The sequence below is a fragment of the Alkalibacterium sp. m-11 genome, from assembly GCF_054658155.1.
Genome location: NZ_BAAGIR010000028.1, coordinates 1 through 21965 on the forward strand (window position 1 = coordinate 1; position 21965 = coordinate 21965).

At 45.2% G+C, this 21965-nt stretch carries 20 protein-coding genes; 16 read left to right on the plus strand and 4 right to left on the minus strand.

The genetic code is table 11. The features are described 5' to 3' along the window. Positions 1-576: 576 nt before the first annotated feature. Positions 577-2052, plus strand: a complete 1476-nt coding sequence (locus ACYQ2O_RS04790) for an ABC transporter substrate-binding protein/permease (protein ID WP_091264891.1) — start codon at positions 577-579, stop codon at positions 2050-2052. After that, entirely contained in the window at positions 2045-2770 is a 726-nt protein-coding gene (locus ACYQ2O_RS04795; RefSeq protein WP_346024081.1) for an amino acid ABC transporter ATP-binding protein, read from the plus strand. The genes ACYQ2O_RS04790 and ACYQ2O_RS04795 overlap by 8 nt, the downstream gene beginning before the upstream one ends. Before the next feature lie 54 nt (positions 2771-2824). Here ACYQ2O_RS04795 and ACYQ2O_RS04800 read toward each other — a convergent pair whose 3' ends face one another. Next, positions 2825-3163 carry a helix-turn-helix domain-containing protein gene (locus ACYQ2O_RS04800; RefSeq protein WP_459783756.1) on the minus strand — a complete coding sequence of 113 codons (339 nt, stop codon included), beginning with the start codon at positions 3161-3163 and terminating at the stop codon, positions 2825-2827. A gap of 251 nt (positions 3164-3414) precedes the next feature. Here ACYQ2O_RS04800 and uxaC point away from each other — a divergent pair, with 251 nt between their 5' ends. Then, positions 3415-4809 (plus strand): glucuronate isomerase, encoded by a 1395-nt coding sequence (uxaC, locus tag ACYQ2O_RS04805; protein WP_459770154.1) that lies wholly within the window; start codon positions 3415-3417, stop codon positions 4807-4809. 791 nt (positions 4810-5600) lie between these two features. On the opposite strand, the gene ACYQ2O_RS04810 is transcribed toward uxaC, so the two are convergent. Further along, the gene (locus tag ACYQ2O_RS04810; RefSeq protein WP_459770156.1) at positions 5601-6302 is read right to left on the minus strand and encodes a ferredoxin--NADP reductase; all 702 of its coding nucleotides are present in this window, start codon (positions 6300-6302) and stop codon (positions 5601-5603) included. Between the two features lie 370 nt (positions 6303-6672). Here ACYQ2O_RS04810 and purC point away from each other — a divergent pair, with 370 nt between their 5' ends. The 12 genes from purC to purB all read left to right on the plus strand — a co-directional run bounded on the left by purC (position 6673) and on the right by purB (position 19537). Continuing rightward, the gene (purC, locus tag ACYQ2O_RS04815; RefSeq protein WP_459770158.1) at positions 6673-7383 is read left to right on the plus strand and encodes a phosphoribosylaminoimidazolesuccinocarboxamide synthase; all 711 of its coding nucleotides are present in this window, start codon (positions 6673-6675) and stop codon (positions 7381-7383) included. Positions 7384-7398: 15 nt separating this feature from the next. Continuing rightward, positions 7399-7659 carry a phosphoribosylformylglycinamidine synthase subunit PurS gene (gene purS / locus ACYQ2O_RS04820; RefSeq protein ID WP_459770160.1) on the plus strand — a complete coding sequence of 87 codons (261 nt, stop codon included), beginning with the start codon at positions 7399-7401 and terminating at the stop codon, positions 7657-7659. A gap of 2 nt (positions 7660-7661) precedes the next feature. Beyond that, positions 7662-8345 carry a phosphoribosylformylglycinamidine synthase subunit PurQ gene (gene purQ / locus ACYQ2O_RS04825; RefSeq protein WP_459770161.1) on the plus strand — a complete coding sequence of 228 codons (684 nt, stop codon included), beginning with the start codon at positions 7662-7664 and terminating at the stop codon, positions 8343-8345. Next, complete coding sequence (gene purL / locus ACYQ2O_RS04830) at positions 8342-10573, plus strand: phosphoribosylformylglycinamidine synthase subunit PurL (RefSeq protein ID WP_459770162.1); 2232 nt, start codon at positions 8342-8344, stop codon at positions 10571-10573. Before purQ ends, purL begins: the two co-directional genes overlap by 4 nt. Continuing rightward, positions 10549-12000, plus strand: coding sequence for an amidophosphoribosyltransferase (gene purF / locus ACYQ2O_RS04835; protein ID WP_459770164.1), 1452 nt, complete (start codon positions 10549-10551; stop codon positions 11998-12000). The genes purL and purF overlap by 25 nt, the downstream gene beginning before the upstream one ends. A 65-nt stretch (positions 12001-12065) precedes the next feature. Then, positions 12066-13100, plus strand: coding sequence for a phosphoribosylformylglycinamidine cyclo-ligase (purM, locus tag ACYQ2O_RS04840; RefSeq protein WP_346024088.1), 1035 nt, complete (start codon positions 12066-12068; stop codon positions 13098-13100). A gap of 10 nt (positions 13101-13110) precedes the next feature. Continuing rightward, positions 13111-13692, plus strand: a complete 582-nt coding sequence (gene purN / locus ACYQ2O_RS04845) for a phosphoribosylglycinamide formyltransferase (protein WP_346024096.1) — start codon at positions 13111-13113, stop codon at positions 13690-13692. A gap of 2 nt (positions 13693-13694) precedes the next feature. After that, complete coding sequence (purH, locus tag ACYQ2O_RS04850) at positions 13695-15233, plus strand: bifunctional phosphoribosylaminoimidazolecarboxamide formyltransferase/IMP cyclohydrolase (RefSeq protein WP_459770165.1); 1539 nt, start codon at positions 13695-13697, stop codon at positions 15231-15233. 75 nt (positions 15234-15308) lie between these two features. Further along, entirely contained in the window at positions 15309-16583 is a 1275-nt protein-coding gene (purD, locus tag ACYQ2O_RS04855; RefSeq protein WP_459770167.1) for a phosphoribosylamine--glycine ligase, read from the plus strand. Between the two features lie 37 nt (positions 16584-16620). Further along, entirely contained in the window at positions 16621-17109 is a 489-nt protein-coding gene (gene purE / locus ACYQ2O_RS04860; protein ID WP_003142083.1) for a 5-(carboxyamino)imidazole ribonucleotide mutase, read from the plus strand. Next, positions 17093-18229, plus strand: a complete 1137-nt coding sequence (gene purK / locus ACYQ2O_RS04865) for a 5-(carboxyamino)imidazole ribonucleotide synthase (protein WP_459770168.1) — start codon at positions 17093-17095, stop codon at positions 18227-18229. The genes purE and purK overlap by 17 nt, the downstream gene beginning before the upstream one ends. A 12-nt stretch (positions 18230-18241) precedes the next feature. Beyond that, positions 18242-19537, plus strand: coding sequence for an adenylosuccinate lyase (gene purB / locus ACYQ2O_RS04870; RefSeq protein ID WP_091480080.1), 1296 nt, complete (start codon positions 18242-18244; stop codon positions 19535-19537). A gap of 248 nt (positions 19538-19785) precedes the next feature. Here purB and ACYQ2O_RS04875 read toward each other — a convergent pair whose 3' ends face one another. Further along, complete coding sequence (locus tag ACYQ2O_RS04875) at positions 19786-20508, minus strand: IS1634 family transposase (RefSeq protein WP_459770170.1); 723 nt, start codon at positions 20506-20508, stop codon at positions 19786-19788. 253 nt (positions 20509-20761) lie between these two features. Here ACYQ2O_RS04875 and ACYQ2O_RS04880 point away from each other — a divergent pair, with 253 nt between their 5' ends. Beyond that, positions 20762-21403: a transposase gene (locus ACYQ2O_RS04880; protein WP_459796096.1), complete on the plus strand. Its 642-nt coding sequence runs from the start codon at positions 20762-20764 to the stop codon at positions 21401-21403. A gap of 110 nt (positions 21404-21513) precedes the next feature. On the opposite strand, the gene ACYQ2O_RS04885 is transcribed toward ACYQ2O_RS04880, so the two are convergent. Further along, positions 21514-21965 (minus strand): tyrosine-type recombinase/integrase (locus tag ACYQ2O_RS04885; RefSeq protein WP_459796097.1); only part of this gene is annotated, 452 nt, incomplete at its 5' end.

Sequence of the window (21965 nt, forward strand, 5' to 3'; positions counted from 1 at the left end):
TGCGACCAACTCGGAAGAAATGAGCCGGTGAGTGGGCTCTAAGACGCATCTTGCGACCAACTCGGGAGAAATGAGCCGGTGAGTGGGCTCTAAGATGTATCTTGCGACCAACTCGGGAGAAATGAGCTGGTGAGTGGGCTCTAAGACGCATCTTGCGACCAACTCGGAAGAAATGAGCCGGTGAGTGGGCTCTAAGACGCATCTTGCGACCAACTCGGGAGAAATGAGCCGGTGAGTGGGCTCTAAGATGTATCTTGCGACCAACTCGGGAGAAATGAGCCGATGAGTGGGCTCTAAGATGTATCTTGCGACCAACTCGGGAGAAAAGAACAGCCGAGTGGGTTCCAAGAAAGATCTTACGACCAACTCAAGAAGGAAGGAACCACTGAGCTGGTTCCAAGAGCCCTCCGTCCAATTTAACAGTATGTAAACGGATCTTTAATATACATAAATAATGCAGATATCATGTTTTTTAAACAAAATATACCTTTTTTCATAAATTATATTGCATAATTATATTTATGATGGTATGATTCTTTTTAAGTCAAAACAGAACTAAAGGGGATAAGGCGTATGATGAAGGGCGTAAAAGGATTTATAGCATTACTTATTTTATTCAGTATATTATTCATTCCGGCAGAACCGGTGTCGGCTGAAGATGGATCGGCACTGCAGCGTGTTCAGGATCAGGGTGTCCTAGTCGTTGGAACAAGTGCCGACTTTCCGCCATTCGAATTCTATGCAGTTGTCGACGGTGAACGCCAGGTCGTAGGAATGGATATGATGATTGCGCAGAAAATTGCGGATGATCTTGGAGTGGAACTTCAAATTCAGGACATTGGATTTGACAGTCTGCTGCCGGCTCTGGAAGCCAGAAACGTCGATGTAGTCATTGCGGGAATGACTCCGACTGCTGAACGTCGTAGAAATGTAGATTTCTCGGATATTTACTTCCGTACTTTCCAGAATATTATGATTCGTGCGGAAGATGAGGATATCTACGATTCAATCGAATCATTGAGAGGATTGACAGTTGGTGTACAGTCCGGGTCACTTCAGGAAGAGCTCGCTGAGCAGATTCCGGATGCAGAAATCATGAGTCTGACAGACTTAAATGATTTACTGCTTGCTTTGAAAACTAACCGAATCGAAGCAATCGTTATGCAGGGGCCAAATGCTGAAGCGCACGCTGGTCATGACGAGGATCTGCATACTTTTGTAGGTGGATTTGAAATGGACGATGATGACCAGGGTTCAGCGATTGCCTTCAGAAAAGGAGAAGATTCACTAGTTGATGCAGTGAATGAAAGCTTGGCTGAAATAAAAGAACAGAATCTGATAGAAGAGTATCTAGCCAAAGCAGGCGAATATATGGCTCAGACGGAACTGGATGAAGATGGGGAAGAAATAGAAGCAGGGTTTATTGCAAGCTACTGGGAATATTTCCTTGATGGGACACTGATCACTTTGCTGATTTCAGCGTCTGCCGTGTTCTTCGGTCTAATTTTAGGATCACTGCTGGCACTCATGCGACTGTCTAAAGTGTTCCTGGTTAAACAACTGGCAACCGCTTATGTGGAGTTTGTACGAGGAACGCCGCTTCTCATTCAAGTTATGTTCATCTACTTCGCGTCAGGTATGTTTTTCAATTTGCCGGCCCTGACTGCAGGGATCATTGCTGTCTCGCTCAACTCCGGGGCATACATTGCTGAGATCATAAGAAGTGGAATCAATTCTGTCAACAAAGGACAGGATGAGGCTGCGAGAAGTTTAGGTATGAGTAAGAATGATTCCATGCGCTACATCGTCTTCCCTCAGGCCCTTAAGAATATCTGGCCTGCACTAGGTAATGAGTTCATTACCATTATTAAAGAGTCGTCCATTGTATCAGTCATTGGTGTCGGCGAACTGATTTTCCAGACACGAGTGGTGCGTTCTATTTCCTTCCAGGGAATCCTGCCGCTGTTCATCACTATGCTGATCTATTTTGCGCTGACCTTCAGCCTGACGAAACTCTTGAACTTCTATGAAGGGAGAATGAATCATGATTAAAGTGAATCATTTGAAAAAGTCATTTGGAAAAAATGAAGTACTGAAAGATATAAACGAAGAATTCAGCCAGGGGGAAGTGGTTGTAGTAATCGGCCCTTCCGGTTCCGGGAAATCAACGTTTCTGCGTTGCTTGAATTTGCTTGAAGAACCTTCTGATGGGGAGATCGTTTTCGAAGGGACTACGCTGACAGGTCTGAATGAAAAAGACCTGAACCAGCTGCGTCAGAAAATGGGTATGGTTTTCCAGCAGTTCAATCTGTTTCCTCACAAAACGGCGAAACAGAATCTGACGATTGCACCAGTAAAATCGAAAGGGGTCGACAAGCATCAGGCTGATCAGACTGCGGTCAAACTTCTGAGACAGGTCGGGCTGGGAGACAAGGAAGATGCATATCCGTCCAGCTTATCAGGTGGACAGCAGCAGCGTGTAGCGATTGCCCGAGCTCTAGCGATGGATCCCGATGTGATGCTGTTCGATGAACCGACATCAGCATTGGATCCGGAGATGGTCGGAGAGGTTCTGAAAGTAATGAAAGACTTAGCTCAGTCCGGAATGACCATGGTTGTGGTGACTCACGAAATGGGCTTTGCCCGAGAAGTTGCCGATCGTGTCCTGTTTATGGATGACGGCTATATTGTCGAATCAGGTACCCCAGACATGATTTTCTCTAATCCTCAGAATGAACGGACTCAGGATTTCCTGTCCAAAGTCCTATAATCACTGAAAAGACCGGTCTCCTTCATGAGGAATACCGGTCTTTTTGCCTGTATTCTATTTATGTAATGGACGAAACAGCTTCTTTAATACTGATTTTGACTGCTTACCACCTTGTTCAGATGCGACTAGATCAGCATCTGTATTCGGGCTCTCGTTTAGCTTTTCGGATGGCCTGCTGGTAAGATAGTCAACTCCATATGCGTCTTTCAGAAACCATTCAATAGGATACCCGAAAGTTTTTGCCAGCAGAATGACTGATTCACTTTCTGGAAGTGAATACCCGTTTTCCCACCGGGATACGGTCTGACGGCTGACGCACATGGACTTAGCCAGTTTTCGCTGCGACAGTTCTTCTTTTTCTCTTAGAAATCGAATCTTTTCCCCGATGTGCATAAAACGATCTCCCTGTAACTATTATTATATATGCGTTAATAAATTAAAATAATTGTAACATAATCATTCCTGATTAATATAGGTCTCAAGTCCCAATTTACATAATCAGGGCTTTTTTTTGAGTTTTTCTTTACACACATAAGCACAGAAGATGGAAAAATAAATTTGAAGATAAAACCACTTGTAACCGGATTCGTTTCTCTTTAGAATAAGGTTTGTATAATATGTAAACAAACCAACGGAGGGTAACTATGACGTTTATTCATGGGGATTTTATGCTTCAAAATGAGACGGCTAAAACTTTGTATCATCAAATAGCCAGGGATCTGCCAATCATTGACTATCACTGCCACCTTGATCCTAAAGAAATCGCTGAGGATCATGCGTTTGAAGACATTACCGAATTATGGCTGGCTGGAGATCATTACAAGTGGCGGGCGATGCGGGCTAATGGAGTGTCTGAAGAGCTTATTACTGGAAATGGATCATCTAAAGAGAAGTTCAAAGCCTGGGCGGAAACGGCAGAAATGGCTCTGGGCAATCCGTTATTCCACTGGACCCAACTGGAACTGAAAGAGTATTTCGGTATTGAAGAGCTGCTTGGAAGCGACAATTGGGAAACCATTTATGACGAGGCTAATCGTCAGCTGAAAGAGGAAGACATGACGGCACAGTCATTGATTGCAAAATCCAATGTAGAATTTATCGGTACAACGGATACACCTTTCGATTCGCTCGAGTATCATAAGCAGATTGCTGAAAAAGAGGCGTTTGATGTCAAAGTGGCGCCGTCATTCAGGCCGGATGAACTGTACGATCTGTCAGCCGAAGATGTATCAAGACTTGAGGAGCTGACCGGAAAACAGGCAGCTGACTATGGTACGTTCCTTGAAATCATAGAGGACCGTATCGATCATTTTGACCGGCATGGGGCACTTATTTCCGATCACGGCATCACCGAGCTGCTTTACGAAGAAGCTTCAGATGAGGATATCGAGCGAATTTTCGCTTCTTATAAAGCCGGAGAATCAGTTTCAGATACTGACAAGGCGAAATGGATGACGCGTCTGCTCGTCGATTTAGGTCAGTTGTATCATGACCGAGGCTGGATCATGCAGATCCATTTTGGAGCGATCAGAAATATGAATACACGGCTATTTGAACAGGCCGGCGCAAATGTAGGCGTCGATTCCATCTTTGACCAGTCAAAAGTTGCGGTGCATCTGAATTCATTGCTGGATGCTATGGACAAAGAAGGCAAGCTGCCGAAAACGATTGTCTATAACTTGAATCCTGAACATAACCACACTGTTGCCAGTGCAGTGGCTAATTTCCAGTCCAATGAAGAAGGTATCAAAGGCAAAGTTCAGTTCGGTGCCGGCTGGTGGTTCAATGATACGGAACAGGGAATGCTTAGACAAATGGAAACCCTGGCGGATCATGGGCTGCTGATGCATTTCGTAGGGATGCTGACTGATTCAAGAAGTTTCGTATCCTATCCTCGACATGATTACTTCCGCCGCATATTCTGCAACTTTGTCGGCGAACAGGTCGAAAGCGGCAAGTTCCCGGATAAACCTGCACTTCTTAAGCAACTGGTGGAAAATGTGTGTTACAAAAATGCGAAACGGTATTTTCAGAAATAAACAGTATCTACTTTAACGTAATTCCGAAAGAAGTCTCCCACTTCTAAGCGTATGGGTGCGAAGCACCAGTGAAAGTGGGAGATGAATTTCGGTCAAGCGATAGCTTGAAGTGGTTAATGTCATTCTCATTTGGTATACTTTATATATAGACGATAACCAAGTCTATATAGGCGACAACCAAGCCTACTGAGTATTCCTTGGCGTTAGCCAAGTAAAAGAAAACCTATGAGGCAGGGACTGCCTTTTGAGCCTACCCATATCCGATTCCTCTGTCTGCATGAAACCTGTGCAGACAAGAATGGAGTTCGTAGGAAGCCCCCACTTCAAAATCCGGAGGATTTAAGTGGTGGGTAGTTCACAGTAGTGTTCTAGGTATAACCTAGTAGATTCAGATAAAAAAGGCTGCATTACTCCCGAGTAGAAGAGTAATGCAGCCTTTTTTCTATATATATGGGAATTACCGCCTATGAAGATTTATTTATCCGTAAAGGGGCACGAACAGCTCTAGTCCATATAGACGAATGCCTTATAAAAGTAGGTTATGAGACGTTGAGCTCTCAATCGATCGGACGAATGCCTCATAAAAGTAGGTTATGAGACGTTGAGCTCTCAATCGATCGGGCGAATGCCTCATAAAAGTGAGATATGAGGCATTCGTTATCAAAATGAATCGTCGCTCGCTTCCCATCCAGGAATGAAAGAAGCCTAAACGGGATCCGAACAACTACCCCGAATGCAATAATGAGCGCCATTTCAAAGAATGGCGTCTCTTTTTATTTTTTTAGACCTGTTCAGCCAAGAAAATCTGAACGAAAACGTTCATGCTTATCGATCGTGATCTGCTCATCAGAAATCCCAAGTTCACGCAAGGTGGCGATGGTTTCTCTAAGGAAGTCATCGCTGCCGACAATGTAGAAGATGCCGTGAGTGTCCTCAGCCAGCTTGTTTACTTTCTCATAGTAATCCGGACGGTCAGTGACGTACTGAGCTGTCAGAGACGGATATGACTCTTGTTCAAACAAACCGGAGAAGAGCTGTTCACCAGACGAGTCGATATTCAGAGAATGGAGAGAGTCTATTCCATTAGAATCATTTAAGTACTGCAGAACAAGAGGTCTGAATGAAGCGATACCGACCCCGCACGACAACAGATAAACAGGTCTGTTTTCTCGCTTCAACGGGATATTTGTATGTGTCTTGAACAGGGCAACTGAGCTTCCGCTTTTAAGTTCAGACAAATGAGTCTTGTATCTTGAGCGCTCTGCTCTAAGGCGAGTAGTGATACCGATCGTCTTTTCTTCTGGAAGGGTTGCGATCGACATGTGCCTAACCAGCCCTTTGTCAGGTTTTTCTCCGCTATTGAATCCTTCCAGTGCCAGGTGAGTGTGCGCGCCTTCTTCCCAGGTGAAGCCCTCTGGGAGATCCAGGTAGAACGTTTTTGTATCTGTAGCTTCATCAATGACGTCTACAAGGGTTGTCCAGTATATCTGCATGTGAATCATCTCCTAAGTGTGAGTCTGTCAGCGAATTGATTATAATTAAGCATACTCTAATTGAGAATTATTCTCAATTGAATTTTGTGAATAGTATTACGAAATCCTGTTTGTAATATCATTTCCAAAGGAAAAAAACAGTTGTTAATGTTCGTTAATTACAAAACATTAGAATGTTTTAAACTGTAAATTCAGCTTTATAAATATAAAACACGAACATTAGCCGAAATATCATCCATAAATAGACGCTGAAAGGTTGACTCTATTTCATAGACGAGTTATGATAAAGCTGTACCGACAAAAACGGAACGATTACAAAAAAAGCATGTTTAATATTCGTGTTTAACCGAGTCCTGAAAGGGGTATTCAGTTGATAAAGAGAGACCTGTTATATGAAGGAAAGGCAAAGCGATTATATGAGACCAGTGAACCAAGCATTCTATGGGTCACGTATAAAGATCAGGCCACAGCTGGGAATGGAGCCAAGAAAGAAGCCATAGCCGGTAAAGGGCAGCTGAACAACCAGATTACCAGCGTGATCTTCAAAAAGCTGAAGGAGATGGATATTCCAAGTCACTTCATCAGGGAAGTGTCTGAAACGGATCAGCTGATTGAAAAAGTGGATATGTTCGGTCTTGAAGTGGTCATCAGAAATGTCGCTGCTGGAAGCTTTTCCAGGCGCCTGGGTGTAGACGAGGGGACGGAGTTGGCCTTTCCTGTGTTGGAATTTTACCTCAAGAATGACGAACTGAACGATCCGCTCATTAATGATGATCATGTGCTTGCACTTAATCTGGCTGACCAGAAAGAAATTGACGAAATTAAAAGACAGGCTCACAACATCAACAATTCACTGATTGAAATTTATAAAGAGGCCGGTATCAGATTGATCGACTTCAAGCTGGAATTTGGAAAGACTGTGAAAGAACAAATCATTCTGGCAGATGAAATTTCACCGGACACATGCCGTCTATGGGATGAAAAGACGAACGATCGTCTGGACAAGGATGTCTTCAGGCAGGATCTCGGCGACATTATCCCACTATATCAAGAAGTACTCGACCGTCTGACTACAGATTAAAAGGAGAAGTGACTCATGTATAACGTAAAAGTATATGTAACCTATAAAGAATCAATTCTGGATCCTCAGGGAGAAGCGGTAAGAGGGGCCGTTCACCGCATGGGCTTCGATGAAATTGAAGATATTCGTATCGGGAAGTATTTTGAAATCAAAGTGTCAGATACTGACAGCCGTTCAGTTGAAGAAGTCATTGAAACCATCTGCGACAAGCTTCTGGCAAACGTTGTGATGGAAAGCTACCGCTATGAAATTGAACGAGTAAAGGAGACGGTGTAAGCATGCGATTTGCAGTGATCCAGTTTCCAGGTTCCAATTGTGATGTTGACCTGCTTCATGCAATTATAGACGGTGTAGGAGAAGAAGCTGAATACGTGCCTCACACTGCAGAAAGTCTGGACGGCTTTAATGGTGTCCTGCTTCCTGGAGGTTTTTCGTATGGTGATTACTTAAGAAGTGGTGCCATATCCCGCTTTTCAAATGTGATGAGTGAAGTGACCCGTTTTGCAGAGGAAGGCAAGCCAGTCTTTGGTACCTGCAACGGATTCCAGATTTTAGTTGAAGCAGGACTTCTGCCTGGGGCTTTGCAGCGTAACGACAACCTTCATTTTATCTGTAAGACATTGGAACTGGAAGTGGTCAATAATCAGACGAAATTTACCTCTGAATATGGCGATAAGGAACGCCTCATGATACCTGTCGCTCATGGCGAAGGGAATTATTACTGTGACGAAGAGACACTTGCGGAACTGAAAGCCAACGATCAGATCATATTCACCTATGCGTCAGACAACCCGAACGGCTCAGTTGAAAATATCGCAGGGATTATAAACAAACAAGGCAATGTTCTGGGTATGATGCCGCATCCTGAGCGGGCTGTCGAAGATCTTTTAGGCTCAAGTGACGGGCTGCGCTTTTTCGAATCGATGGTCAAGAACTTTATAAAGGAGACTGCAGAGGTATGAAAACATTACATGAACCGACGGCCGAACAGATCAGAGATCAGAAAATCTATGCTCAGTGGGGACTGACGGATGAAGAATACCGCATGATTTCCGAGGACATAATCAAACGTCTGCCTAACTATACGGAAACTGGCCTGTTTTCAGTTATGTGGAGCGAGCACTGTTCGTATAAAAATTCCAAACCGGTATTGAGAAAATTTCCGACAGAGGGACCTCAAGTGCTTCAAGGTCCTGGTGAGGGCGCCGGAATCGTTGATATTGGGGACGGGCAGGCCGTCGTATTTAAAGCGGAAAGTCATAACCATCCATCAGCTGTTGAACCTTATGAAGGGGCGGCGACAGGTGTCGGAGGCATCATTCGTGATATTTTCAGTATGGGTGCCCGTCCGATTGCGATGCTGGATTCTTTACGGTTCGGTGAACTCGACAACGAACGGACAAAGTATCTGCTTGAAGAAGTCGTGGCAGGAATCGGCGGCTACGGCAACTGTATCGGGATTCCGACAGTCGGCGGAGAAATTGCCTTTGATCCCGTCTACAGAGGGAACCCGCTGGTCAATGCCATGTGTGTCGGTCTGATCGACCATGAGGATATTCAAAAAGGGCAAGCCAAAGGAATCGGTAATACGATCATGTATGTGGGAGCCAAAACAGGTCGGGATGGCATTCACGGCGCAACTTTTGCTTCAGAAGAATTCAGTGATGAAGAAGAGGCAGAGCGTTCAGCTGTACAGGTCGGCGATCCATTTATGGAAAAACTTCTGATGGAAGCGTGTCTGGAACTGATCCAGGACCACAGCGATATTCTCGTAGGCATCCAGGACATGGGAGCAGCGGGACTGGTGTCATCCAGTTCGGAAATGGCATCAAAAGCGGGCAGTGGACTGATCCTTAATCTGGACGATGTGCCGCAACGTGAATCAGGCATGACGCCATATGAAATGATGCTATCGGAGTCTCAGGAGCGTATGCTGATCTGTGTCACAAAAGGGGCAGAAGATCGTGTCAAAGAGCTGTTCTCACGTTATGAACTGGATGCCGTGACTATCGGAGAAGTGACCGGTGATGGGCAGTATCGACTGTACCACGAAGGAAGACTGGTCGCTGACCTGCCGGTAGACGCGTTAGCAGAAGAAGCACCTGTCTATCATAAACCATACACTGAACCGGAACGTATTCAAGCTTTCAAAAAACTTGATGCATTCATACCGGACATCGCTGATACAGAAGAAACACTGAAACAACTCATGCAGCAGCCTACAGTTGCTTCAAAAAAATCGATTTTTGAAACATATGATTCAATGGTCAGAACAAACACCGTGGTCGGTCCAGGAAGCGATGCGGCAGTTCTGCGCATTAGAGGGACCCGCAAGGCGCTTGCCATGACGACTGACTGTAATGCCCGCTACCTTTATCTCGATCCGGAAAAAGGTGGACAGATGGCCGTAGCAGAAGCCGCAAGAAATATCGTGGCAAGCGGGGGCGAGCCACTGGCAATAACGGACTGTCTGAACTACGGGAATCCCGATAAGCCTGAAGTGTTCTGGGAGCTGTGGACGTCAGCGGATGGCATTGCTAAAGCCTGCACGACATTGAACACACCTGTCATTTCAGGAAACGTATCGCTCTACAACGAAACAAATGGGGAAGCGATCTATCCGACACCTATGATTGGCATGGTCGGATTGGTCAAGGATCTTGATCACGTGACAACATCGGAATTTAAACAGGCTGGTGATAAGATTTTCGTCATCGGGAAAACAGGAGCTGACTTTAACGGATCTGAACTGCAGAAAATGCAATTGGGGAGAATCGAAGGAGAACTTTTCGATTTTGATATAGACAAAGAAAAAATGATTCAGGATAAAGTACTGCAGGCGATTCGTGAAGGACTTATTCAAAGTGCGCATGACTGTTCTGAAGGTGGATTGGCCGTGGCGCTGATGGAATCAGCCTTCGGGAACGAGCTGGGGCTGTCTGCGACACTAGATATGCCTTCAGAGTGGCTGTTTTCAGAATCGCCATCCCGTTTTGTTTTATCTGTCAGACCTGAACATGTAGAAGAAGTCAAAGAAGTATTTGGACAAGATGCCGTTGAAATCGGTGAAGTAAAAGATACACGAATCGCTGAAATCCGTACGCAGACGGAAAAGCTGACTATTGATGTTAAAGAAGTGAAAGACTTATGGGAAGGGGCCATTCCTTGGTTGCTGAAATCAAAAGCTTAAATGAAGAATGTGGCGTATTCGGTGTGTGGGGACACCCGGATGCAGCCCAGCTGAACTTTTTCGGTCTGCATAGCCTGCAGCACCGCGGTCAGGAAGGCGCAGGGATTGTGACCAATCGCAATGGGCGTCTGAAAGGACACCGTGACTTGGGACTTTTATCTGAAGTGTTTAAAGATGAACGTGAACTGATCCGCCTGTCGGGAGAAGCTGGGATTGGACATGTCCGTTACAGCACTGCCGGCAGCAACAGTATCTTAAACATTCAACCGTTCCTGTTCAAGTTTCACGATGAGGAGCTGGCGCTGGCCCATAATGGGAATTTGATCAATGCAGTGAGTCTGCGTAAGGAACTCGAGCAGGATGGAGCGATATTCCACTCCAATTCGGATACTGAAATCCTGATGCACCTGATCCGTAAAAGCAAGCAGGATACACTGATCGACCGAATCAAAGAAAGTCTGAATACGGTCAAAGGTGCGTTTGCCTATGTCATGCTGACACCTGATGCACTGATTGGTGCATTAGATCCGAACGGTTTCCGTCCTTTATCCATTGGACAGATGGAAAATGGGGCATATGTTCTTGCCAGTGAAACCTGTGCCCTCGATGTTGTCGGAGCGGAATTTGTCCGTGCCGTTCAGCCAGGGGAACTCGTGATTATCGATGATTCAGGGTATCGAATCGAGACCTATACCGACCAGACGTTGCTTCAGATCTGTTCGATGGAATTTATCTACTTTGCCCGACCGGACTCAAATATCGCTGGAGTCAATGTCCACACTGCACGCAAGAATATGGGGAAACGTCTCGCTGAGGAAGCACCAGTCAATGCAGATATGGTCATCGGTGTCCCGAACTCTTCTCTGTCCGCAGCCAGTGGATATGCAGAAGCGAGTGGGATCCCTTATGAAATGGGACTGGTCAAGAATCAATACGTTGCTCGTACTTTCATTCAGCCTACTCAGGAATTGAGAGAACAGGGCGTAAGAATGAAGCTGTCTGCTGTTCGTGGTGTAGTTGCCGGTAAAAAGGTGATCATGGTGGATGATTCCATCGTTCGCGGCACGACCAGCCGACGCATCGTTCAGTTATTAAAAGAAGCTGGAGCAGCGGAGGTCCATGTCCGCATTTCATCTCCGCCTTTGAAATACCCATGTTTCTACGGGATCGATATTCAGAATCAGAAAGAACTGATTGCTGCAGATTATTCAGTGGAAGAAATCCGCGAGAAAATCGGAGCAGACAGTCTATCGTTTTTAAGTGTCGAAGGGACAGTGGATTCGATCGGACTGAAGTTCGATGCGCCTCATAATGGCCTGTGTATGTCTTACTTTACCGGAGACTATCCAACACCTTTATTTGACTATGAAACTGACTATATGAAAACACTGGCTAAAATCAGAGAGAGTAAGCCGTTAATGGTATAAACAACAAGATAAGACTGGGCTGGTCAGACTTCAGCCGGTCAGAAAACAACAGGGGGATCTATTAAATGGGAAATGCCTACACAGACGCAGGGGTCAATGTCGAGGCAGGTTATCAAACGGTTGAACGAATAAAAAAACATGCAAAACGAACGGAGCGCCTTGGCATGATGGGGGCACTGGGAGGTTTCGGCGGAGCATTTGATCTGTCTGTTGTCGACGTGAAAGAACCGGTCCTCGTATCTGGGACGGACGGGGTCGGCACGAAACTGCTGATTGCGATCCAGCAGGACAGACACGATACGATCGGGATCGACTGTGTGGCTATGTGTGTGAATGACATTCTAGCTCAAGGTGCTGAGCCGCTTTATTTTCTGGATTATATTGCAACGGGAAAAACGGTTCCTGAGAAAATGGAACAGATTGTTGCAGGCATTTCTGATGGGTGCGTCCAGGCAGGTGCAGGACTGATCGGTGGAGAAACGGCTGAGATGCCTGACATGTACGGGGAAGACGACTACGATGTGGCGGGATTCTGCGTCGGTGTGGTGGAAAAAAGAAGTATGCTGACTAAAGATCACGTTAAAGCAGGAGATAAGCTGATCGGACTGCCATCCAGCGGGATACACTCCAATGGCTACTCACTGGTCAGAAAAATCTGTTTTGAACAGAATGCGTTGAGTTATGATTTTAAGCATGATGCCTTAGGTGACGATACTTTAGGTCAGGCTCTGCTTGAGCCGACAAAAATCTACGTGTCTGCTGTACTCCCTCTTTTGAAAAAAGGCTGGGTACACGGGATCTCTCACATTACAGGCGGCGGATTCATTGAAAATCTACCTCGTATGTTACCAGAGGGCTTATCCGCAGTAGTCAGAAAAAACACTTGGGAAATACCTGGGATTTTTACTCTGCTTGAGGAGTATGGAAAACTCGACCGTGATGAAATGTACGGCTATTTCAACATGGGAATTGGCATGGTTCTGGCTGTTCCGGAAGAACACGAAGCAGCAGTGCTTAAAAGTTTAAAAGATTCCGGAGAAAAAGCAGTCACCATCGGAGAAGTCAGAGCAGATGAAAATGAGGCGATCCGTTTTGAGTAAAGCTGGACCGATCAGACTAGCCGTTTTTGCTTCCGGAAGCGGATCGAATTTTGAAGCACTTGTGAAGGCGATTAGAAAACAGACGATAGAGGCAGAAGTGGCTCTGCTCGTAAGTGACAAGCCTGAGGCTTTTGCTCTGACTAGAGCCGATACATTGGCTGTTCCCTCCGTTTCATTTTACCCGAAACAGTTTCCTTCAAAAGAAGTCTTTGAGAGAGAAGTCTTAGATCATTTGAAGGAAGCAGACATCGACCTGATTGTCCTAGCCGGTTACATGCGAATCATCGGGCAGACTTTACTGGAAGCTTTTGACAATCGGATTATTAATATTCATCCGTCGTTGCTTCCGCTTTATCCCGGGAAACAGGGAATACAGGATGCATTTGATGCAGGAGCCACAGAAACGGGTGTGACCGTACATCTAGTGGATGAAGGCATCGATACCGGGACGATACTGGCTCAGGAAAAAGTTGTCATCGATCCAGACGATACGATAGAATCACTAGAGGAGAAGATTCATGCTGTCGAGCATGTGCTGTATCCTGAAGTTATTCAGACTTATATCAAAAAGTTGCAGAAGGAGTATGCCTAACTATGACACGTGCACTTATCAGTGTTTCAGACAAGACCAATATCGTTGACTTTGCTCAGGCATTAGTCAGACAGAACATAGAGATTATTTCAACAGGAGGGACGAAAAAGGTCCTGGAAGAGGCTGGGATTCCAACCTTGTCGATCGAAGAGGTCACCGGTTTTCCTGAAATGATGGACGGACGGGTCAAAACGCTGCACCCGCTGATCCATGGGGGACTGCTGGGCCGTCGGGATCTGGACACTCACCTCTCGGCTATGGAAGACCACGACATCACCCCGATCGACTTTGTCTGTGTCAACCTGTATCCATTTAAAGAGACAATTGCCAGACCCGAAACGACTAGAGAAGAAGCAATCGAACAGATAGACATAGGTGGACCGAGCATGCTTAGAAGCGCGGCTAAAAACCATGCAACAGTCACAGTCATTGTAGATACTGATGACTACAGTCAAGTGATCAAGGAGCTGGAAGAGAACGGACAGACCACTCTCAAGACTAGACAACATCTGGCAGCTAAAGTTTTCCATCTTACGGCCGCTTATGATGCACTGATTGCTGAATATCTGACTGAGCAAGTTGAGGAAGAGACCCAGCTGGATAGTTATACGCAGACGTATGATTTGAAGCAGACTCTAAGGTACGGCGAAAACAGTCATCAGAGTGCTGTATTTTATGAATCGCCACGAGCAAACAGTTTTTCCATTGCCAAGGCAAAGCAGCTTCACGGAAAAGAATTGTCTTACAATAATATCAAGGATGCAGATGCATCTATCCGTATCATTCGCGAATTTGACGGACCGGCTGCTGTTGCACTTAAACACATGAACCCTTGCGGAATAGGCATCGGCGAGTCAATTGAAGAAGCCTTTGACAGAGCCTACGATGCAGACCCTGTGTCAATTTTTGGTGGCATCGTCACAGTCAATGAAACAGTCACAGCTGAACTTGCAGACAAATTAAGTAAAATCTTCCTTGAAATCGTCATTGCACCTGGTTTTTCTGAGGATGCTCTGGCTGTCTTGACTAAGAAGAAAAATATCCGTCTGCTTGAACTGGATTTCTCTGAAGCAAGACAAGGCGGAAAAGAATCTGTTACTGTTCTTGGCGGCCTGCTGGTTCAGGACCAGGACTGGGTCAACGAAGAAGATGCTCTTGAATGGTCAGTTGTTACGGACAAGGCACCAACTGACAGCCAGATGCGTGCACTGAAACTGAACTGGAAAGCAGTGAAGCATGTGAAGAGCAACGCCATTGTCGTGGGGAATGACAAGCAGACCTTAGGCATCGGAGCCGGTCAGATGAACCGGGTCGGAGCAGTCAAAATTGCCATTGAACAGGCAGGTGAGCAGGCAGAAGGTGCGGTCATGGCCAGCGATGCCTTTTTCCCGATGGATGACAGTGTGGAATATGCTGCCGGGCACGGTATCAAAGCAATCATTCAGCCAGGCGGAAGCATCAAGGATCAGGCGTCGATCGACAAGGCGAATGAATACGGCATCGCCATGGTCTTTACAGGAATGCGTCACTTTAGACATTGATCAATAAAAGAGAGGGAAACCTCTCTTTCGTTTTATACATAGATTATATTGAGGAATTTTAAAGGGGAGAAACATGTGAAGTTACTAGTGATTGGATCAGGTGGACGTGAACACGCGATTGCCAAAAAACTGCTGGAGGGCAGCCAAGTCGAGCAGGTTTACTGTGCACCGGGAAACCCGGGGATGAGTCAGGACGGCATAACCGTGCTGAATATCAGTCAGGAAGACCATGCGTCGTTAATCGATTTTGCCAAAAAAGAAAGTGTTGAATGGACCATCGTTGGCCCGGAAATCCCCCTGTTTAATGGAATCGTGGATGATTTCCAGGCTGAAGGGCTCGCCATTTTCGGTCCGTCAAAAGCCGCGACTCAGATAGAATCATCAAAGGCGTTTGCTAAAGAGCTGATGACCGCCAATGCTATTCCGACAGCGGCCTACCAGTCTTTTGAGGAGTATGAAGAAGCGAGACGTTACATTGAAAAAGGAAACATTCCAGTCGTCATCAAGGCTGATGGATTGGCCGCAGGTAAAGGAGTCGTTGTAGCTGAAACGATGGAAGCGGCACTTGATGCCCTTGATGACATGATGCTGGATAAAAAATTCGGGGACCAGAACACGCATGTAGTCATCGAAGAATACCTGACGGGAGAAGAGTTTTCTCTTATGGCTTTTGTTAAAAATGAGAAGGTCTATCCGATGGTGATTTCTCAGGATCATAAGCGCCTGCTTGAAGGGGATAAAGGTCCGAACACTGGAGGAATGGGGGCTTATGCTCCAGTTAAGCATATATCTGAAGCTGTAGTAAAAGAAGCGACTGAAAAGATACTCCTGCCGGCTGCGACAGGGATGGTAAGAAACGGCACGCCTTTTACGGGTATATTATATGCCGGAGTCATGGCCACAGAAGATGGACCTAAAACGATCGAGTTCAATGCCCGCTTTGGAGATCCGGAAACGCAAGTGCTGATGAATCGTCTGGAATCCGATCTGGCAGAAGCCATTTCAGCTATTCTTAATGACCAGGAACCCGGTCTAGTCTGGAAACAGGAGGGCATCAGTCTTGGGGTGGTAGTTGCCTCAAAAGGCTATCCAGAAGCTTACGAAAAATATAGACCATTGGACTTGCCTGAAATAGACGATCAGATGAACCTGTACTTCGCAGGCGTATCAGAAACCGAAGGAAAGCTGGTTTCAAACGGCGGCCGTGTCTATTTAGTCGAAGCAGCTGGGGAAACAATCGAAGAAGCGCAGGAAGCTGTCTATTCAGCGCTTGAAGCCGTAGATGCAAGCGAGTATATCTACAGGAAAGACATCGGAAACAGAGCGGTTATAAACGCGAATAAGCAATAAGCTAAAATGGAACCATAACTATTAGGAGGCGTTTGATTTGGCAATTGAAGTAGGGGTCGTCATGGGAAGCACATCCGACTGGGAGACGATGAAACATACCTGTGAGGTGCTGGATGAACTGGAGGTAGCTTACGAGAAAAAAGTGGTCTCCGCTCACCGGACACCGGACTTGATGTTTGATTATGCTGAAGAAGCGCGCGGGCGGGGGATCAGAGTGATCATCGCTGGAGCGGGAGGCGCAGCACATCTTCCAGGAATGCTGGCAGCCAAAACGACATTACCGGTCATCGGTGTGCCTGTTCAGTCAAAGGCACTGAACGGTTTGGACTCCTTACTGTCGATCGTACAGATGCCTGGAGGAGTTCCAGTTGCTACCGTAGCCATCGGCAAGGCTGGAGCAACGAATGCCGGTCTCCTCGCAGCTCAGATGTTGGGAGCCTTTCAGCCTGAACTGGCCGACCGAATCGAAAATAGAAGAGAAGCCTTGAAACAGAAGGTAATGGAAAGTAGTGACGAACTTGTCTAAACTGATCAGACCGGGAAGTACAATAGGCATTATAGGTGGGGGACAGCTGGGACGGATGATGGCTTTTTCTGCTAAGGAAAGAGGCTACCGGATCGCTGTGCTTGACCCGACTCCAGACTGTCCGACAGCCCAAGTCGCGGATCTGCATATTGAAGCAGCTTATGATGATCTGGATGCTTTGAAAGAACTGGCCAGATCCAGCGATGTGCTGACCTATGAATTTGAAAATGTCGATGCTGAAACAATCGAACACGTTCTTGAGGCAGTGGAAATTGCAGTTCCCCAGGGGACCGAGCTTTTACTTAATACCCAGAATCGCCTGACTGAAAAAGATTTTCTGGAAAATTCAGGGATTCCTATTGCCGCTTATGCTAAAATTGAAACGGAAGAAAATTTGAAGAAAGCCATAGAAGGTCTTGGCTATCCATGTGTCCTGAAAACTGTTCAAGGCGGTTACGACGGGAAGGGTCAAGTCGTTCTGGAATCGGATGCTGATTTTGAAGAAGCCTCTGCTCTTATAAAAAAAGGGACATGTGTCCTTGAAGAGTGGGTGTCATTTGAAAAGGAACTCTCCATTATGGTGGCTCGTAATGCGTCAGGGGATGTAGTTGCCTTGCCTGTTTCAGAAAACATCCATGAGAACAATATCCTTCTTAAGAGTATCGTACCGGCTCGCGTGTCAGATGAAGTGATGGCCGAGGCACGACAGATTGCTGCAACCATCGCTGAAAAGATGACCTTATCAGGTGTCCTGGGTGTGGAACTCTTTTTGACTTCTGAAGGAAAGCTCTATGCCAATGAACTGGCGCCGCGTCCGCATAACTCTGGACATTATTCTATCGAAGCCTGCTCAGACTCACAGTTTGATCTGCACATACGCGCGATCTGCGGCTATCCTCTTGCTGAAGTGGAACTTCTTAAGCCAGCTGTGATGGTCAATATTCTGGGTGAGCACTTTGAACAGGCACTTGAACTGAACAGCAGTCAGCCAGCCTGGCATGTACATGACTACGGCAAGAAAGAGGTCAAGACCGGGCGAAAGATGGGGCATGTGACTATACTGACGGCTGACACTGACAAGACACTGAAAGATATTGAAGAAACGAAAATCTGGAATTAGGAGACTGGTATAATGATCGAACGCTACACGCGACCTGAAATGAAAGAATTATGGTCAGAGGAGAACCGCTACAATTCATGGCTGGAAGTTGAGATCCTAGCTGATGAAGCGTGGGCTGAACTGGGAGAGATTCCTAAAGAAGACGTTCAGAAGATCCGAGCGCATGCCTCTTTTGATATCGCCCGTATACTGGAAATCGAAAAAGAAACGAAACATGACGTGGTCGCTTTCACACGAGCCGTTTCTGAAACGTTGGGAGACGAAAAGAAATGGGTCCACTACGGATTGACCAGTACGGATGTCGTTGATACAGCTTACGGCTACCAGCTGAAACAGGTCAACGATGTACTCAGAAAAGACCTTCAGCAGCTGCTTGAAGTCATCGGTGAAAAGGCGAAAGAGCATAAGCATACGGTGACCATGGGACGTACGCACGGTGTTCATGCTGAACCGACCACGTTTGGTCTGAAGCTGGCGCTCTGGTATTCAGAAATGAAACGCCACATCGAACGGTTCGAACACGCAGCTAAAGGCGTAGAAGCCGGGAAAATCAGTGGAGCAGTTGGGACGTTTGCCAATATCCCTCCATTCGTTGAAAAGTATGTCTGCGACAAACTGGGAACGCGTCCCCAGGAAATTTCGACTCAGGTCCTGCCGCGTGATCTGCATGCGGAGTATGTGAGCGCTATTGCCCTGATCGCGACCAGTGTTGAAAAATTCGCTACAGAAATCAGAGGACTGCAGAAGTCGGAAACAAGAGAAGTGGAAGAAGGTTTTGCTAAAGGTCAGAAAGGCTCTTCAGCGATGCCGCACAAGCGTAACCCAATCGGGTCTGAGAATATGGCCGGGCTGGCGCGTGTGATCAGAGGACACATGGTGACAGCTTACGAGAACGTCAGCTTATGGCATGAACGTGACATTTCACATTCATCTGCAGAACGCATTATTTTGCCCGACAGCACGACCCTGTTAAATTACATGCTGAACAGATTCGCCAATATCGTCCGCAATCTGACGGTATTCCCTGAGAACATGAAACGAAATATGGATGCGACACTTGGTCTGATCTACAGCCAGCGTGTATTGCTGAAGCTGATCGATAAAGGTCTCAGCCGGGAAGAAGCCTACGACCTGGTTCAGCCAAAAACTGCCATTGCTTGGGATGAACAGACAGCGTTCCGCCCACTGCTTGAAGAGGACGAGAAGATTATGTCCATTCTGAATGCAGAAGATATCGAAGATGCCTTTGACTATAACTACCATCTGAAAAATGTAGATGAAATATTTGAACGTGTTGGACTGAATTAATTAGATCACCTGTCGGGACAGTAAAGGGATTGTTCCGGCAGGTGTTGCTTTTGTTGCGGATTGACTGGAATAATTATGGCTCTATCTAAGAATAAAAAGGTGTTCAAATCAGGTAATGCAAAACCATCCCAAAAAAACGCTTGCAGGATTTATTCTTACATGGTATAGTCTCGAGTTTGACAGTCAAAACGACAAGAATGCCTTAGGTATAGGCTCTCTTGTCGTTTTTTTAGTTGAAAAAGTGCGTACTATTTTTGTTTTTTCGTTTGTTTTAAAATGTTTTTCATTCTTTTTTGAGGAATAATTTCAGTGTCCGTTCTAAACCCAAACTCCTCATGGAGTTGATCAGTCAAATCCGTTCGTGTATAGGTTGGGATATACCCTTCTCCTGAATATTCAAACACACGCATCTTGCGCAGTGTATCAATGATATCAGGACAGGTATAAGCTTCATCTAATGTTTTTTCAAGAATACGATAAACCAGTAATGAAAGAAAACAAGTGAGGAAATGTGCTTTAATCCGGTCGTCCTTTCGGACAAAAACCGGTCGTGTACGCATTTCACTTTTCAGAATACGAAAGGTTTCCTCAATCTCCCAACGGCGATGAGATATTTTAAGTATCTCTTCTGAATCCCCCGATACATTTGTACAGATACCGTATAACCCATCGTATTTCGCTTCTTCTTTTATCTTCTCTTGATCTACTGTGACTTGAAAGTCCTTCGCGATCTCGCCTTCTTTAGTGACATGGGTCTCTTTTAAGAAACTCTTGAAATCTGTTGGACGTTTTTTCTTTAATTGACTTGGATTATCGGCTTTCTTCATGGCTCGTTCAATCTGTTTTCTGCGAATCTCTTCTTGATAGCGTTTATGCTTGGGAGAAAAAGTGATAATCAATCGCTGTTCTAATCCATTTTCATGGATCCAGCGTTCTTTATAATAGTGTCCTTTATCTTTTTCTAAATCCAAATCTTTCAGATTTATTTTACGAGAAGACCGATGCGATTCCCCTACGGGGAGCCAGTGATTATTTCGCGCTCACAGGTCCATCAATATCCAATCCGAGTCCACCAATTCACGAATCAAGTCCTCCTCTGTTATCTGCTCGAATTTGCACTTCAAGGCAATCAATTCGCACATCAAGTCCACTTACTAGTCTCTTTTATGTATAGTAATTTTAGAAGGTAAAACTTCTAAAAAATACATGAAGGAGGCTATTTTTATGGCCAGAAAGATTCCAGTGAAGTTAGTGATGCAGTATCGAGATCAAGGTTTTTCTCGAAACATGATTGCTAAAACACAGAAAGTAGGACGTAGTTCAGTTAGTGATGTCTTCCAACGAGCAGATCGATTTAATCTCTCCTACGAAGATATAAAAGAGCTATCTGAAAATGAGGTGTATCGAAAATTCTTCCCTGAACGACATCAGTCAGAAGTTTTATACACACTTCCTGACTACGAAAAAGTCCATAAGGAACTTCAAGGTGTAGGTGTGACCCTTAAGCTCTTATGGCAAGAGTACGTGGATAAGTGTAAGAATACCCACGGTATTGCAGTTGGATATACTAAGTTTTGCGAAGATTATCAAAAGCACATTGATCAATATCGCTTAACGAATCATTTAAAACATAAACCTGGCGTCTCAATTCAAGTTGACTGGAGTGGTTCAACCATGAGTTTATTAAATCCAGACACAGGTGAAATAACCACTGTCTATCTGTTTGTAGGAGCTCTTCCTTATAGTCAATACACTTATGTGGAACCAACGCTTGATATGAAAAGTGATACCTGGCTACGTTGCCATATAAATATGTTCACCTATTTTGACGGTACCACAATTCGTTTAATATGCGACAATTTGTAATGTAAATCTTCACATTACAAATTTAATGTTAAGTAGAAAATAATGTAAAGCACCCTCAGGTGCTAACTAGAGGATGCTTCATTAACTGTTATTTGCTTTACATTAGATGGTTAAATGAAAGTATCTAAAAAATTTAATAAATCAGCTTTTTCTTCTGCTGTGTAGTAGTGACTACTATCATGGACGATCTTATTTGAAGCTGCCTCGATTGCCCTTCGGGTTATTTCTAGACTTGATGTTAAATATATTTGTGTTGTTTCTACTGAGCTGTGACCTAAAAAATCTCTAACATTATAAATACTAACACCTGCATTGACTAAATGAGTAGCTTTACTGTGTCTTAAAATATGAGGAGATATTTTTGTTTCAATCCTGTCTGGTGTTTCTTCTCTAATGATATTAATATATTTATTCAGTATATATCCAATCCCTTTCCTGGTTAGACGTTCGCCACGACTATTTGTAAATAGTGGTCTTTCATTTTGTAATTGGTATAGACTCAAGTATTTCTTTAGAATATTGCCTGTTTGGGGGAGTAATGGGATGTGACGGTGTTTAGCTC